15 protein-coding genes and 2 pseudogenes are annotated in these 14,910 nt (G+C 55.8%); 15 read left to right on the top strand and 2 right to left on the bottom strand.

Features of this window, described 5'->3' with window-relative positions; all coding sequences use genetic code 11:
* Window positions 1–53 precede the first annotated feature (53 nt).
* From H8E27_00850 to H8E27_00810, 9 genes and pseudogenes are all read left to right on the top strand, one after another.
* A pseudogene (locus H8E27_00850) lies at window positions 54–344 on the top strand (helix-turn-helix transcriptional regulator).
* Window positions 345–431: 87 nt separating this feature from the next.
* On the top strand, window positions 432–914 hold the full coding sequence (locus tag H8E27_00845; protein ID MBC8324166.1) for a hypothetical protein: 483 nt from the start codon (window positions 432–434) through the stop codon (window positions 912–914).
* A gap of 18 nt (window positions 915–932) precedes the next feature.
* Window positions 933–1,409 (top strand): hypothetical protein, encoded by a 477-nt coding sequence (locus H8E27_00840; GenBank protein MBC8324165.1) that lies wholly within the window; start codon window positions 933–935, stop codon window positions 1,407–1,409.
* Window positions 1,410–1,827: 418 nt separating this feature from the next.
* Window positions 1,828–2,075 (top strand): annotated as a pseudogene (locus H8E27_00835) (hypothetical protein).
* Window positions 2,072–2,293, top strand: a complete 222-nt coding sequence (locus tag H8E27_00830) for a DUF2283 domain-containing protein (protein ID MBC8324164.1) — start codon at window positions 2,072–2,074, stop codon at window positions 2,291–2,293. Before H8E27_00835 ends, H8E27_00830 begins: the two are co-directional and overlap by 4 nt.
* A gap of 3 nt (window positions 2,294–2,296) precedes the next feature.
* Entirely contained in the window at window positions 2,297–2,560 is a 264-nt protein-coding gene (locus H8E27_00825) for a hypothetical protein (GenBank protein ID MBC8324163.1), read from the top strand.
* 139 nt (window positions 2,561–2,699) lie between these two features.
* A complete protein-coding gene (locus H8E27_00820) occupies window positions 2,700–3,899 on the top strand; it encodes an alpha/beta fold hydrolase (protein ID MBC8324162.1) in 1,200 nt (399 codons plus the stop codon).
* Window positions 3,900–3,957: 58 nt separating this feature from the next.
* Window positions 3,958–4,848: a sugar phosphate isomerase/epimerase gene (locus H8E27_00815; protein MBC8324161.1), complete on the top strand. Its 891-nt coding sequence runs from the start codon at window positions 3,958–3,960 to the stop codon at window positions 4,846–4,848.
* Entirely contained in the window at window positions 4,849–6,237 is a 1,389-nt protein-coding gene (locus H8E27_00810) for a sulfatase (GenBank protein MBC8324160.1), read from the top strand.
* Window positions 6,238–6,337: 100 nt separating this feature from the next.
* Here the strand turns inward: H8E27_00810 and H8E27_00805 are convergent, their stop codons facing one another.
* Window positions 6,338–6,997 (bottom strand): hypothetical protein, encoded by a 660-nt coding sequence (locus H8E27_00805; protein ID MBC8324159.1) that lies wholly within the window; start codon window positions 6,995–6,997, stop codon window positions 6,338–6,340.
* Window positions 6,998–7,198: 201 nt separating this feature from the next.
* Here H8E27_00805 and H8E27_00800 point away from each other — a divergent pair, with 201 nt between their 5' ends.
* On the top strand, window positions 7,199–8,521 hold the full coding sequence (locus tag H8E27_00800; protein ID MBC8324158.1) for a Gfo/Idh/MocA family oxidoreductase: 1,323 nt from the start codon (window positions 7,199–7,201) through the stop codon (window positions 8,519–8,521).
* 32 nt (window positions 8,522–8,553) lie between these two features.
* On the opposite strand, the gene H8E27_00795 is transcribed toward H8E27_00800, so the two are convergent.
* Window positions 8,554–9,987: a sulfatase gene (locus H8E27_00795; protein MBC8324157.1), complete on the bottom strand. Its 1,434-nt coding sequence runs from the start codon at window positions 9,985–9,987 to the stop codon at window positions 8,554–8,556.
* A 248-nt stretch (window positions 9,988–10,235) separates the two neighbouring features.
* Here H8E27_00795 and H8E27_00790 point away from each other — a divergent pair, with 248 nt between their 5' ends.
* From H8E27_00790 to H8E27_00770, 5 genes are all read left to right on the top strand, one after another.
* Window positions 10,236–11,792, top strand: a complete 1,557-nt coding sequence (locus H8E27_00790) for an arylsulfatase (protein MBC8324156.1) — start codon at window positions 10,236–10,238, stop codon at window positions 11,790–11,792.
* Between the two features lie 55 nt (window positions 11,793–11,847).
* Window positions 11,848–13,710: a sulfatase-like hydrolase/transferase gene (locus H8E27_00785; protein MBC8324155.1), complete on the top strand. Its 1,863-nt coding sequence runs from the start codon at window positions 11,848–11,850 to the stop codon at window positions 13,708–13,710.
* An 86-nt stretch (window positions 13,711–13,796) separates the two neighbouring features.
* On the top strand, window positions 13,797–14,027 hold the full coding sequence (locus H8E27_00780; GenBank protein ID MBC8324154.1) for an AbrB/MazE/SpoVT family DNA-binding domain-containing protein: 231 nt from the start codon (window positions 13,797–13,799) through the stop codon (window positions 14,025–14,027).
* Window positions 14,024–14,434, top strand: coding sequence for a type II toxin-antitoxin system VapC family toxin (locus H8E27_00775; protein ID MBC8324153.1), 411 nt, complete (start codon window positions 14,024–14,026; stop codon window positions 14,432–14,434). Before H8E27_00780 ends, H8E27_00775 begins: the two co-directional genes overlap by 4 nt.
* Before the next feature lie 214 nt (window positions 14,435–14,648).
* Window positions 14,649–14,910: sulfatase-like hydrolase/transferase (locus tag H8E27_00770; protein ID MBC8324152.1), on the top strand; the 262-nt coding region annotated here is incomplete at its 3' end.

Genomic DNA, 14,910 nt, shown 5'->3' with positions numbered 1-14,910 from the left:
TTGAACTGCACCTGTTTATGGTGCAAATAGCAATATAGTCATAATATTGCGCCATGAGCAATAATTCCTTGAGAAAATCAATACACCACAAATTACATTGAAATTTAAGAGATGTGCTTATTAGCGCAAGAAAGGATTTAAATTTATCTCAAAGAGATTTAGCCGAAAAGCTTGGTGTTACCCACTCTATTATTGGAAAAATTGAAACTGGTGATAGAAGATTAGATGTAATTGAATTTTATGAGTACACAAAGGCACTTGGGCTTGTTCCTAGTGAAACCCTATTCCTGCTTTTCCATGAGCATAACAAACACGGGGGGGTAATCCAAACGCCTGAATTATAAGTGTATTGACAACAATAGTTACAGTGCTACTATAACAATTTTACATCGCCGTTTGCCTTAACCAATCTTATCTCAATAGGTCGGGCAATGATAAAAAGGGCTCAAGGAAACAAAGATCTAACGGATGCTATTGATGAGATCATTAAAGGAAGGGTAAAAACTACGATCAAGGTTGTCAGAAATGCAAACGATGTTCTTATCGGCCAATATGACACGAGCTCAATTGATATCGGAGACATTGAAAAATTCCCTGAAGAACCGGGGCCGGGCTTTTCTGAGGCCGAAGCATTGCTCCATGAGGTATACGAATTTTGGTTTAAAAAGAAGCATAACTTACCTAACACAATTGTCGACAATTCAGCTGGCTATAATCTCGCGCACGGATTGGCAATAAAAAAAGACGAATTGTTCGACGGATGGAGGCGTGGTATGTATGAGCGCGTAGATGGCGGACTCAATGTAATTGAGGTTGTAGAGTGGTTAAAGGGGGATCAACAAGCCATTGAGACAATCAGGCATCAGAATTTAAATATAGTAGAAGTCAAGGTGAAGGTCTCTGACCCGAAATAATATTCCAAAAAAAGAATTATGAAATTTTCCAAGATAACTTATATTGTTCTATCTGTATTTACAATTTCAAATAATGGGCTTGCATCTGGTTCATCGATCGGATTGGATGATATAAATAGCCACGTGAACTTTTCATTAAATGGGACTTTTTTTGGGTTGTATATTGAAAACCTTGATAAGTCCTCAATAAAGCCAAAGCACCTTTTTGCGCTACAGGCTCAAAAAAATGACCGGCAATTCCAGAGGAAAATGGTTGGGCGTCTGGACGACGAAAAGCAAGTTTTGGCAGCGTATGTTATTTTAAATTCTTTATATCCAGAAAAGGGAATTTATATCTCATCAAGGCCGTTCCCAGTTGGCAGCCCTGAAATAGGCATTCCTATAAGCATTGACTCGAGGGGTAAACTTTTGCCATTAAACATTTCCAAAGAAGAATTTGGTCGAATTGTGAAAAAACATTGGGAAATGCAGTTACATATTAAATCAAAAAAATGAAATTGAAGGCTGTAAAGGGGTCAGTTCTCACTATTGACAAGTGACCCTATGGAGTGCGCCGGCAGAGCGTAGCGGCGACGGCGCTTTTTCGGGATAGCTGAGAACGTTTCCAAAGCGGTGTCGCGCTTCGCTTGCCCCCGCACTCCAAAACCACGCCGGAGGCGTGGCAGCCATTAGCCGGTGGTCGAGCGCAGCGACACCACCGGAAACGCCCCGAACAAACACCGCATCCCGGAGGGATGCCAGAATCCGACCGTTCGTCGCGCATTCATTCTCACGCAGAGCCGCGGAGACGCGGAGAAACCAAGCTTTAAAAACCTCTGCGTCTCCGCGGCTCCGCGTGAGAATCTGGTTTTGAAACAACCCAAGGCTTGATGAGAGGCATTCGGTTCTATTATAATTCTGACGTTGATGGAAAATGGTAATGGACTACGCCTTTACCGAGTATTATGAAACGAAGGTGCTGGCACGGCGTCCATACCTCACCAAAGAGATGTACGTGCAGGTCGTCGAAAACCCAATCCGCAAGAAAGTGCAGGATGACGGTAACGTGTTAGATTTTGGGCTGCGGCACTGAAGCTGGATGTTCGCTACTTGCGAGTGGTAGCGCTCGCCGGTGAAACAACGATCCACAACGCATTTCCTGACAGGAGATTTAAGCTATGAAAATTGAATATTTCCCAGATACAGACAGCCTCTACATCGAGCTGGCCGACCGTCCCGGCGCGGACACCCGCGAGATTGTGGAAGGCATTGTGTTGGACATCGACGAAAACGGCAAAGCCGTCGGCCTCGACATCGATCAAGCCTCTAAACATCTCGACCTCGCCAAACTGGACGTGGATAAGGTGCCAATTTCAACGGTGGAGCCGACATCCGGTTAGCGCATGAAAAAGAGTGAAGAAAAAGAGATTTTGAAGGCGCTGGAGAGCGGCGAGATGAAATTGGAGAAGCCTTCCAAAAAACTCCAGTCCAGCTTGGCCCGCGCAGCGGAGAACACGTTCAAGAAAGACAAGCGCATCAACATCCGCCTCAGCAGCCACGACCTGCTCGGCATCCAACGCAAGGCCCTCAAAAAAGGCGTGCCCTATCAGGCAATGATTTCAGGATTGATCCATCAATACGTGGAAGGTGATTTGGTGGAGAAATAGCTCTGCTCACGCGGGGCCGCGGAGACGCGGAGAAACCATTATAAAAAAACCTTCGCGTCTCTGCGCGAGAACTTGGGTTCGGCGCAAGGCGCGGTTGCTTTTACTTGTGCGGACTGAATTGGCGAGGGTAGGTTTGCGGATGATTCGTGTTTGCACTTTTCTTTTCCTAATCGCATCGAGCCAATTTCTATCGTCTGCGGGGCCACTTCCATTGCCAAAGGACATGCCGTGGGATTTGGTGGCTTTAAAAAAAGTGCCGGCGTTCAAGTGGGTGAACCAAAGTGGCGGGGTGCATTCGCTGACGTATGCCGGTGGGAAATATCGGGGCAAGCCGACGAGCGTGTTCGCGTATTTCGCCTCGCCGGCAACTCTCGGGAAAAAGACGAGCGGCAAGGTGCCGGGGATTGTGTTGGTGCATGGTGGCGGTGGCGCGGCGTTTTCGAAATGGGCCGAGCTGTGGGCCAGGCGTGGGTATGCGGCCATCGCGATGGATCTGGCCGGGTGCGGCGAAGGGCGCAAGCGGTTGCCGGATGGCGGGCCGAACCAAGGTTCTCGGGAGAAATTCTCGGCGATTGATGAGCCGCTGGAGAATCAATGGTCGTACCATGCGGTGGCCAACGTCGTGCGGGGGCACTCGTTGCTGCGCAGTTTGCCGGAGGTGGACCCCAAACGCATCGGCCTGACCGGCATCAGCTGGGGCGGTTACCTCACCTGCATCGTGGCCGGCGTGGATGACCGATTCAAAATGGCCATGCCCGTGTACGGCTGCGGATTCCTGCGGGAGAACAGTGTCTGGAAGACCTCGGAGTTTGGTAAAATGACGCCGGCGCAATCGGACAAATGGCATCGGCTCTGGGATCCCTCTCGCTATATCGGCTCGGCGAAAATGCCGATCCTGTTTCTCAACGGCACCAATGATTTTGCCTACCCTATGGACAGCTACGCCAAAACCTGCGCGCTGGTGCAGGGCGAGAAAAACTACAGCATCCAACTTCGCATGCGGCACGGGCACATCTTCACTTTCCCGGAATTTTACGGCTTCGTGGATCAACACCTGCGCGGCGGCACGCCCATGCCCGTGGTGACCCGGCCGAACGTGAAGGGCGGTCAGCTCCGTGCCATTGTGCAGTCGAAGACCAAGCTCATCTCCGCCAACCTGCACTACACCACCGGCCCGCATCCCCAAAACAATTCGCGCGCCTGGAAAACCGTGCCGTTAAAAATCGACGGTCAAAAAATCCACGGCGCCGCGCCTCCCACGGAAGCCACCGTCTGGTACATCGACGTCCGCGACGAACGGAAGTACCTCGTCAGCAGCGAAGTGATGGGGGTGAAGTAGGATGTGGCTGATTTCCATTTGCGGTTGAATTGGGCGGGTGAGGGCGTAGGGTCGGGGCATGCAGTTTTCCCATGATGTTTCGCGCCGCCGTTTTCTGACGCAAACCAGCTTGGCCGCAGGCGCTTTGGCCGTCGGCCAGACGATGGCCAAGGTTGTGCCGCCGCTGAGAATTTCCCTCGCGCAATGGACGATCAATCCGGAGTTACGCTCGGGCAAGATCGACAATCTGGACTTTGCCAAGGTGGCCGCAGAGCACGGTATCCACGCGGTGGAATACGTGAATCAGTTCTTCATGGATAAGGCGAAGGACGCGAACTATCTCGGCGAAATGAAAAAGCGCGCGGCCGATCAGGGCGTAACGAGCCTGCTGATCATGTGCGATCGCGAGGGCAATATTGGCGACCCTGATGCGGCCAAGCGCAAGCAAACGGTGGACAATCATCGCAAGTGGCTCGATGCGGCGAAGTTTCTCGGCTGCCATTCTATCCGTGTGAATGCCGGCAGCAGTGGCACGTGGAAGGAACAAGTGAAGCTGGCTGCTGACGGCCTCAATCGGCTCACGGCGATCGGGGCGAAGATGGGGTTGAATGTGATCGTGGAAAACCACGGCGGCCTCTCGAGTAACGCCGACTGGTTGGTGGAGGTGATTAAGAAGGTCGACGACAAACGCTGCGGCACCTTGCCGGACTTTGGTAATTTCCGCATCAAGCCGGGTGAGAGCTATGATTCTTATCGCGGGACGCAGAAACTGCTGCCCTTTGCCAAGGGCGTGTCGGTGAAAGACCGTGTGTGGGACGATCAGGGCAAGCAATCCGCGCTCGACTATGACCGCATGCTCAAGCTCGTGCACGCCTCCGGCTTCCGCGGCTACTGCGGCATCGAGTTCGGCGGCTACGCCAACCTCACCGCCAATCGCAAGAAACTTCAGGCGGCAATCAACAAACTGTAAATGAAAATGCGTATTCTTCTTTTAACGCTAATTAGCGTGTGGTCGCTGCAAGCGGCTGGGCCCAATTATGTGCTGATCTTTTGTGATGATCTTGGGTATGGCGATTTGGGGTGTTATGGCTCGAAGAAAAATCGCACGCCGAGGATCGATGCGATGGCGAAGGAGGGGATGCGGTTCACGAGTTTTCTTTCGTCCAGTCCGGTGTGCACGCCATCGCGAGCGAGTCTGTTGACGGGCTGCTATGCTCGGCGCGTGGGGATGCATGAGGATTTCACTGGGCACTGGGTGCTCATTCCGCGGAGTCGCCGTGGGATGCATGCCGATGAATGGACTTTGCCCGAAATGCTCAAGGCCAAGGGCTACGCGACGGCGTGTATTGGCAAATGGCATTTGGGCGATCAGCCGCCGCATCTGCCAACGGCGCACGGGTTTGATGAGTACTATGGCATTCCGTACTCGAACGACATGGCCAGCGCGCGCCGGGGCGATCCGCCGTTGCCGCTGGTTCAGGGTGCGAAGGTGATTGAGGCGCCGGCCGATCAATCCACGCTCACGCAACGGTACACGCGCGAGGCGGTGAGTTTTATTGAGCGCAATCAATCGAAGCCGTTCTTTCTGTATCTGCCGCACACCTTTCCGCATCTGCCGCTTTTTGCTTCGAAGGACTTTCACGGCAAGAGTGCCAATGGGCGGTACGGTGATTCGGTGGAGGAGATCGATTGGTCCACCGGTAAGATTCTAGACGCGCTCAAGCAACATGGGTTGGAGAAAAACACGCTGGTGATTTTCACTTCGGACAATGGATCCAACGGCCGCAACGGCGGTTCCAATGCGCCGTTGTCCGGCGCCAAGGGCGGTACGATGGAGGGCGGCATGCGGGTGCCAATGATCGCCCGTTGGCCCGGTCGCATTCCTGCCGGTGGCACGTGTGATGAACTTTCCAGTACGATGGATTTCTTGCCGACCTTCGCGGCTCTGAGCGGAGGGCGATTGTCGAAAAATAAAATCGACGGACACGACATCACGTCGCTGCTCACCGGCGTGAAAGGCGCGTCGTCGCCTTACGATGCGTTTTATTATTACCGGCGTCGCCAGTTGCAGGCGGTGCGTTGGGGCGATTGGAAATGGCATCTGCCGCTGGCCAATACCTTTCCCGCTTGGACTACGCCGAACAACAAGGGCCGCGGTCGGTCGGGGAAGTTGGTGAATTTGAAAACGGATTTGGCGGAGAAGGTGGATGTGAGTGCCGCCAATCAAAAGGTGATGGCCAAGATGCGCGAACTGGTCGCTCAGGCGGAGGCGACCTTGGGGAATGAGGATCGTCAGGGCAATGAGCAGCGACCGGCCACGACGCTGGAGGGTTCGAAGCCGATGGTGTTGGGGAAATGATACTCTTCGCACCTCCGCGTGAGGATTAAACCCGTTGGCCGCTTAATTTGGGGTGCGTTTGGCGGTTCAATTCCTGCACCCGATTTGATGCGCGCGCTTTCTACTCTTTCACTAAATGCGGTCGGAGGAGTTTGGTCCAGCGGGCGTAGCCGGCTTCGTTGAGGTGGAGTCGGTCGTTGACGAAGAGGGTTTCGTCGGGTTGACCGGCTTCGTTGAGGAGGGAGTCAAACATGGCTTCGACCAGCACGAGGCGGGCGTCCTTGGCGGCTTCGGCGGCGAGGAGTTTGTTCAGGGCGCGTTCGGTCTCGAGGATCTCCAGCCGTTTCGGGCTGGGTTTCACCGGGATGAGCACAATTTTGCATTCCGGCACGCGCTTGAAGATGCGGGTTTTGAATTCCGAAAAATCCTTCATGATCTGGGCGGACGATTTCTTATTCCACAGATCATTGCTCCCATTGAAGACGACTAGGACGGAGGGTTCGTAGCGGAGGACGGTTTCCTCAAGGTAATGGTTGCTGTCCGAGAAATGAGAGCCGCCGAAGCCGCGGTTGAGGGGCTTGAGCTTGGGGAAAGACTTGGCGAGATCCCAGCGGCGGATGCTGGAGCTGCCGGTGAACACAATGCCGCCCTTGGCCGGCGGTTTGGCCTGGTCGGCTTCGGTGAACTTGGCAATCGCCTCGGCAAACCGTTTAGGGTCGGGGTCAGGTGTTTCGCTTTTGGGCAGAAACAACGCGAATAGAAAACACATGGCCAAGCGCATGCCGCGATGGTTCAATGGGGGCGGGCAAAAGCAAAGCGGAATCATGAAAAAAACTCCTGTTTCTCACGCCGGCCTCCGCCAAGCTCACCGTCATCTGGCAAGACGAAACCGGCAGAGTGCTGCTTACTACAATCAAATAAGCCCCGAATATTTCCGCAAAAAATACTTCCCAACGGGGTGGCGGTCGCTATGCTTTCAGCCATGCAAACTCCCCATCTTTCGCGGCGTCGTTTTTTGAAATCCACCGCTGTAGCCAGTGCCCCCTTCATCCTGCCCTCAGGCATTTTATCAGCCGAGGTCAAACCCAATGACAAGATCTCCGTGGGCTTCATCGGGATGGGTAAACAGAATGGCGGTTTGATGAACCGGTTCATGGGGGCCAAGGAAGCGATCTGCGTGGCGGTTTCCGATTGCGACACTTCCCGCCGTGAATCTGCACGGGATAAGGCCAATGCCCGCCAGAAGAACAAGGACTGCAAAGACTACGCTGATTTCCGGGAGTTGATCGCCCGCAAGGATATTGATGCCGTGTGCATAGCTACTCCCGATCACTGGCATGCGATCCAAACGATTGGTGCGCTCGATGCCGGCAAGGATGTTTACTGTGAAAAGCCACTGACCCATAACGTGCATGAATCGGTGGAGGTGATGAAGGCCGTGAAGCGTAACAACCGGATCCTGCAAACTGGTTCCATGCAGCGTTCCTCGCGGGAGTTTCGCATCGCCTGTGAGCTGGTGCGCAACGGCGTGATCGGTGACGTGAAACGCACGGCGGTGAATATCGGCGGCCCCGGCATTCCCTGCAAATTGAAGACCGAAAAGGATGAACCCGGCTTGGATTGGGATATGTGGGTGGGTCCCGGTCCGATGCGTGGTTACAGTTCGGTTCTAAGCCCGCGTGGCGTGCACAATCATTTCCCCAACTGGCGGACTTATAAGGAGTACGGCGGCGGCATGGTGTGTGACTGGGGTGCGCACATGATTGATATCATCCAATGGGGCCTCAACAAGGACAGCAGTGGCCCGGTGGCGACCATTCCGGCGAAAGATTCCAAGGCGATGAAAGGCGCGCAGTTGGTGTACGCCGGCGACATTCACATGATGCACGGTGAAGGGCAGGGCGCGACCTTCTACGGAACCGATGGCCGTGTGGAATGCCACCGCGGATTGCTGGGGCTATACAAGGGCGACAAGTTGATTGCCGGCAAGTCAGACCGTAACGACAAGAGCAAAAATCTGAATCAGGAACTGGACCGGATAGAGAAGGAGATTTTGAAGGACGCCAAGGTGAAGCTCTATAATAGTAAGAGCCACGTGCCCAACTTCCTGTACGCGATGAAGACCCGCAAACGGCCGATCACCGATGAGATTGTTGGGGCGCGCACTTCAATAGCCTGTCATCTCTTGAATCAAACCTACTATAACCAAGAGGCCATTGCCTGGAATCCCCAGAAAAACACGTTCGCCAAGGGCGGCGACCCCAAGTGGCTCACGCGCAATTACCGCGGTGAGTGGAAGGTGTAACCGGAATAATTAAAGCTAAAGAACCAAGGGCCTTACTTCTTCAACTTCGCCCGCACGCGGTTGTATTCGGGGTTGACGCATTTGTCTCCCCAGCGTTTTAGGGTGGCGAGGAGGCCGGCGTTGCTTTCGGTTTGTTGGCCTTGATCGCCGGTTTCTTTGATCCAATCGGCGAGCAACTGGCGGTGTTGCTCGAGGGCTTGGCGGTGCTTGGGGTCGTTGGCGAGGTTATGGATCTCGTGCGGGTCGTTGGCGAGGTCGTAGAGTTCTTCGGGGGCTTTTTTGGGGCCGAAGAAAATGAGCTGGGTTTTGTTCATCTCGCCGTTGGCCATCATCTCGCGGAATTTTTTGGAGACAGGCCAGGGGTCTTTGTAGCTGGGCTGCATGAAGGGGCGGTCGGTGAGGTAGTTGCGCAGGTATTTATAGCGCGGCGTGACGACGGCGCGGATGCGTTCGATAGTGTAGTCGCACCGATCACGGGCGGCGGTGACGAATTTTCGCGGCTGATAATTCGTGGCCAGAAAATCGGCGCCTTCCATGTACTTGGGAATCTTGATCCCGGCCGCTGCCAAACAGGCCGGGGCAATATCGATGCCGCTAATTAAATCCTTACGCACCTGTCCCGCCTTAATTCCCGGCCCCGCCACGATCATGGGCATTTGGATGCCGCCTTCATAAAGGAACTGTTTGTGCCGGTGCAGTTTATAGCCGTGATCGCTGAAGCACAGGATCAGTGTATTCTCAAACAAGCCATCGCGTTTGAGGGCGGCAATGATTTGGCCCACCTGTTCATCGGTCTTGAGCAGGCAGTCATAGTGATGGGCAATTTCTTCGCGGACTTCGGGGATATCCGGATAGTAGGGCGGCACCGAAACTTTCGCGCGGTCAATCACCTTGGGAGCGTGCCTGCCCAGTTTACCTCCCTTTAATTGTACCTGGCCAAAGAAGGGTTGGCCGGGTTTGCGGTTCTTCCAGCAATTGCCGGTGACCAGTGCTGCCGGGGGTAAGCCACGGCTCCGTGTGATTTTAGGGTCATTATACATGTCATCACGGTCATGCTTGAAATTGTAGTCGTCCTTGCCGCCTTCATTAAATGTCCAGTAACCGGCTGCCCGAAAAATTTCCGGCAAGGTTTTTACCCCTTTGGGCAAACGGATGTCATCGAAATCTTTCCCCATACTCTGGCCACGAAAATCAGGCCGGCCGCTGCGATGGTTGTGGATGCCGAAGGTCGTTTGCATGGCGCCCACGATGATGCTAGAGCGCGTGGCCGAGCACACCCCGGCCGGCGTGTAAAAGCGGTCAAAGCGAATGCCGCGCGCGGCGAGCTTGTCGATATTCGGCGTCTCGATGAGTTTCTCGCCGTAGCAACTGAACCAGCCGCTGACGTCCTCCAGATAAATCCAAAGAATGTTGGGGGGCTGTTCGGGTTTCGCGGCTTGGGCGTGCGCGCCGAGCAGGCAAATCATCAGGGCCAGAATCCGTTTCATGGTGCGGAGAAACTCGCAAATCCTAGCTGTGTGAGCAAGCGTTGGGTTTTTACCACGGAGACACAGAGGGCACAGAGTGTTTGATGAAAGCGGACTCGCAGGCTCGTCCCTCCAGCTAAACTCAATGGAGGGACGAGCCTGCGAGTCCGTTGATTTCTCTCTGTGTTCTCGGTGTCTCTGTGGTGAAGAAGATTGCCCCCCACGCCAATAGCCGGTTGAATCCGCTCATGCGTTTGTTTGCGATATTGCTGCTGTGCCTGAACTGGGCCCACGCCAAGGCGCCGAATGTGCTGGTGATCATGGCTGATGACATGGGCTATTCGGATCTCGGCTGTTACGGGGGCGAGATTGCCACGCCGCATCTGGATGGTCTGGCTCGGAACGGCTTGCGCTTTACGCAGTTTTATAACACGGCACGATGCTGGACGACGCGGGCAGCGATGTTGACCGGTTATTACGCGCAACAAGTGCGGCGTGATCGCTCGGGCGCCGTGCGGCGGGGCAACCGGCCGGAATGGGCGCGGCTCTTGCCGGTGATGCTGAAGCCCGCGGGTTATCGCTCGTACCACTCCGGTAAATGGCACGTCGACGGCATGCCGATGGCCAACGGATTCGACCGTTCTTACTACATTAACAACCACGGTTTCTTTCGGCTGAAATTTCATTTCCTCGATGACCAACGTCAACCGGCTACGCCGATTAGCCCGGACTTTTATGCGACCGACGCGATTGCCGATCACGCGATCACGGTGTTGAAGGAGCATCAGCAGGAGCATGCCAGCAAACCGTTCTTTCATTTCCTTGCCTTCACCGCGCCACACTTTCCGTTGCACGCGTTGCCCAAGGATATCGAGCGATACCGCGCGCGATATCGGCAGGGTTGGGAGAAAATTCGCGCGGATCGTTGGGAGCGTCAAAAGCAACTCGGCCTCGTTCACGGTCCGTTGCCTGCCGTGGAGCCCAAGGTGGGGCCGCCGTATCATTTTCCGGACGCCTACAAAATTCTCGGCCCGGGCGAGGTCCGTTATCCGGATCCGTGGAAACAACTCACCGAGGAACAGCAAATCTTTCAGGCGGACAAAATGGCTGTGCACGCCGCGATGGTGGATTCGATGGATCGCGCCATCGGTCGGGTGCTGGATCAATTGCGCGCGATGAAGGCCTTTGATGACACGCTGATTTTGTTTATGTCCGACAACGGCGCGAGTGCGGAGGTGATGGTGCGCGGCGACGGGCATGACCCGAAAGCGCCGTTGGGCTCGGCCTTCACGTACCTGTGCCTCGGCGCCGGCTGGTCGACCGCCAGCAACACGCCGTTTCGCATGCACAAGACTTGGGTGCACGAAGGCGGCGCGTGCACGCCGTTGGTGGCGCATTGGCCGAAGGGCATTGCCGCGCGCGGCGAGTTGCGCCAGACGCAGGGGCACGTGATTGATGTGGTGCCCACGGTGCTGGAGCTGGCGGGCCTGCCGAAGGCGTATCCCGGGCCGAACGCTCCAGCCGGTCCGGGCCGCAGTCTGGTGCCGGTGTTTGCCAAAGACGCGGTCCTGAAACGCGACACGCTATGGTGGGCGCACGAGGGCAATCGCGCGGTGCGGGTGAAGGATTGGAAACTGGTGGCGGCTAAGGATCAGCCGTGGGAGTTGTTCGATCTCTCCAAGGACCGTGCGGAGGCGCGCAATCTGGCGACCCGTTTCCCGGCCAAGGTAAAGGAACTGGAGCGCGTGTGGCAAATGCAGGCCGATCAATTCGCCCGCGATGCCGCAGGAAAGCCGCAGAAGTAATCGGTGCGCGATTGACCCGTAGCCGGTTTGCGGTTTCAATCGGCGGCTGATTCTCATGCGTAAGTTACTCCTTTCCCTGTGCGCGTTGCTGCTGTTGGCCGGCAGCACGATGGCGGCCAAGCGGCCGAATTTTGTCTTCCTCGTTTCCGAGGATAACTCAATCCATTACCTGAAGCTGTACGGTTATGGGGCGACTACGCCGAATATCGAGGCCTTGGCCAAAGATGGCTTAACCTTCAATCACGCCTTTTCCAATAGCCCGGTGTGTTCGGTGGCGCGTTCCACTTTGGCCACCTCGCTCTTGGCTCCACGGGCCGGGTTTCAGTACCACCGTAAATCAGCTATGGCCAATCTGCCCAAAGGCTACCATCCATGGAGTGCAATGTTACGCAAGGCGGGCTATTACGCCGCGAACAATTCCAAAACGGACTACAACTTCGTGAACAATATGAAAGAGTTGTGGAATGAATCTTCACGCAACGCTAGTTGGCGTAAACGTGCGAAGGGGCAACCGTTTTTCTACATGCAATCGTTCGGGCAATCGCATGAGAGTTCGCTTCACTTTTCGCAGCAGGTGTTTGAAAACGAAAAGACAAAGCATGACCCGGCGAAAGTGAAGCTCGCGCCCTATCATCCGGATACACCGCTGTTTCGCTACACCCACGCGCGCTATCTGGATCGCATTCAAACCATCGACAGCCAGCTCGGCAACGTGGTGAAACAGCTCGCTGCCGACGGACTGCTTGAAGACACGTTCATCTTTTACTTTGGCGACCACGGCGGCGTGTTGCCGCGCGGCAAGGGGTACGCTTACGAGAGCGGTCTGCACGTGCCGTTGGTGGTGCGCATCCCGAAAAATTTCGCGCATCTCGCCGATCACCCACGCGGCACCCGCACCGATGGCTTTGTGAGCTTCATTGATTTCGGGCCCACGGTGCTCAACCTGGCCGGGCTGCAGCCGCACAAACTCACCGATGGTCGGGCGTTTCTCGGCAAGAACGTGAGTGCCAAGGCGCTCGCCGCGCGCGATGAGGCCTTTGGCTACGCGGATCGGTTTGATGAAAAATATGATCTCGTGCGCACGCTGCGCAAAGGCAAGTACACCTACATCCGCAATCTGCAGGGTTTTTATCCCGATGCGTTGCAGAATAATTATCGCTACAAAATGCTGGCGTTCACCGAGTGGCGTGAGCTGGCCAAGGCCGGTAAGCTCAACGAGGCGCAGCTCCAATTTCATCAACGCCGCCCGGCCGAGCAGCTCTTTGATGTGGAGGCCGATCCGCATGAGGTGAACAATCTCGCCGCTGACCCCAAGCACGCCGCCGTGTTGGCCGATCTGCGCGGGCGCCTGCAAAAGAAACTGCGCGACATTCATGACCTCAGTTTCTTTCCCGAGAATTTCATGGTGCAAAATGCGCTGAAAGACGGCGTGGGATTTGGGGCGTTCAACCATAAGGAAATCAATCGACTCGCCGACATCGCCGATCTGGCGTTGCTGCCCTTTGCCGAGGCTCGCAAACCGCTGGCCGCCGCGCTCAAGGCCAAGCCGCCGATGGAACTGTACTGGGCCTGCACCACCGCCAGCGTGATTGGCGAAGAGGCGCGACCGCTGGTGCCGCTGGTGAAGAAGCTGCTCACGCATGAGAATTTGATGGTGCGGATGCGCGCCGCGGAATTCCTCGGCAGCCTCCAGGCCTCCGACCCCATGCCCACATTGCTCGGCGTGTTGAACACCGCCCGAACCGAGCAGGAACTCATGCTCACCTTCAACGCCGCCGTCTACCTGCGCGATTACAAGGGCTACCCATTCGATCATTCCAAACTCGATTTAAAATTCAAGGGCGGCGAAATCGTCCGTCGCACAAGCTATCTCGAGGGCAATCCCCGCCGCCCACCGCGAAAGAAGCCGAAGAAATAACCCCCCTCCAATGGAGGGACGAGCCTGCGAGTCCGCGGACCCATTGTCGGGTTGACGATACCGAGGTAAGACGTTATCTTACCTTCATGGAAACGACGATCTCCAGCAAGGGGCAGGTGGTGTTGCCCTCGGAAATTCGCAAACGCGACAAGCTGCAAGCGGGGCAGCGCTTTGATGTCGAACGCGTGGAGGAGGGGGAATACCTTCTGAAACGCAAGGCCGCGCCGGTCAACGATGGCTTGGTGGATTGGCTGCTGGCGTGTCCGGAGAAGGACTGGTTTGAGCCATTGCCTTCGGAATCGACCGACACGCTGTGAAGTTTTTGATCGATGCCAATGTGCTGAGCGAGCCGACCAAGCCCGCGCCGGATGCGGGCGTCATTGAATGGCTGCGGGAACACGAACGGGATTTGGCGGTGAGCCCGGTGGTGTTGGGCGAGTTGGAATACGGTATTCTGACCCTGCCCGCCAGCCGGCGGCGAAAGCGCTTGGCGGAATGGTTCGGCACCTTGAAGGCGCGGTTGCGCGTACTGGAGTTTGATGCTGCGGTGGCGGGCGAATGGGCACGGATGCTGGCGCGCTTGAAACGCCGCGGTACGGCGATGCCGATCAAGGACAGCCTCATCGCCGCCACCGCGCAGGCGCATGGGCTCAGTGTGGCCACGCGCAATGTGGATGATTTCAAGCGGGCCGGCGTGAAAGTGGTCAATCCGTTTGCTGGCTGAACCGGTTAGGGTTGGCGCTGCGGGCGTCCGGACCGAAAAAAGCCGAAGAAGAAGTGAGGCCATTTGGAGTGCGGTGGCAAGCGTAGCGCGACACCGCTTTTGGGGGGCACTCGCAGGTTCGAAAGCGCCGTCGCCGCTACGCTCAGCCGGCGCACTCCAAATGGCGCGCATCCTTGACGACTGCGCTGAAACACGGTTGAGTGGCCGTTCTCACATGAAAAAGTTTTTTTCACTCCTCATTGTATTCCTGTGCGCACTCAATCTCCAGGCCGCCAAACGGCCCAACGTGGTGTTGGTGATTACCGATGATCAGGGCTATGGCGATTTGTCGTGCCACGGGAATCCGGTTTTGAAGACGCCGCATTTGGACAAGCTGCATGCGCAGAGCGTGCGGCTCACCGATTACCACGTGGCGCCGACGTGTTCGCCGACGCGGGCGGCGTTGATCACCGGTCACTGGACCAACCGCACGGGCG

The sequence above is a fragment of the Limisphaerales bacterium genome (genome assembly GCA_014382585.1).
GTDB lineage: Bacteria > Verrucomicrobiota > Verrucomicrobiia > Limisphaerales > UBA1100 > JACNJL01.
The sequence above is the reverse complement of the archived record's forward strand: the minus strand, read 5'-3'. Positions and strand labels throughout refer to the sequence as shown.

Bases quoted from the DNA above. Each gene is read 5' to 3' on its own strand.
- H8E27_00845 (MBC8324166.1), top strand. From the start codon at position 432: ATGATAAAAAGGGCTCAAGGAAACAAAGATCTAACGGATGCTATTGAT.
- H8E27_00840 (MBC8324165.1), top strand. From the start codon at position 933: ATGAAATTTTCCAAGATAACTTATATTGTTCTATCTGTATTTACAATT.
- H8E27_00830 (MBC8324164.1), top strand. From the start codon at position 2,072: ATGAAAATTGAATATTTCCCAGATACAGACAGCCTCTACATCGAGCTG.
- H8E27_00825 (MBC8324163.1), top strand. From the start codon at position 2,297: ATGAAAAAGAGTGAAGAAAAAGAGATTTTGAAGGCGCTGGAGAGCGGC.
- H8E27_00820 (MBC8324162.1), top strand. From the start codon at position 2,700: ATGATTCGTGTTTGCACTTTTCTTTTCCTAATCGCATCGAGCCAATTT.
- H8E27_00815 (MBC8324161.1), top strand. From the start codon at position 3,958: ATGCAGTTTTCCCATGATGTTTCGCGCCGCCGTTTTCTGACGCAAACC.
- H8E27_00810 (MBC8324160.1), top strand. From the start codon at position 4,849: ATGAAAATGCGTATTCTTCTTTTAACGCTAATTAGCGTGTGGTCGCTG.
- H8E27_00805 (MBC8324159.1), bottom strand. From the start codon at position 6,997: ATGCGCTTGGCCATGTGTTTTCTATTCGCGTTGTTTCTGCCCAAAAGC.
- H8E27_00800 (MBC8324158.1), top strand. From the start codon at position 7,199: ATGCAAACTCCCCATCTTTCGCGGCGTCGTTTTTTGAAATCCACCGCT.
- H8E27_00795 (MBC8324157.1), bottom strand. From the start codon at position 9,987: ATGATTTGCCTGCTCGGCGCGCACGCCCAAGCCGCGAAACCCGAACAG.
- H8E27_00790 (MBC8324156.1), top strand. From the start codon at position 10,236: ATGCGTTTGTTTGCGATATTGCTGCTGTGCCTGAACTGGGCCCACGCC.
- H8E27_00785 (MBC8324155.1), top strand. From the start codon at position 11,848: ATGCGTAAGTTACTCCTTTCCCTGTGCGCGTTGCTGCTGTTGGCCGGC.
- H8E27_00780 (MBC8324154.1), top strand. From the start codon at position 13,797: ATGGAAACGACGATCTCCAGCAAGGGGCAGGTGGTGTTGCCCTCGGAA.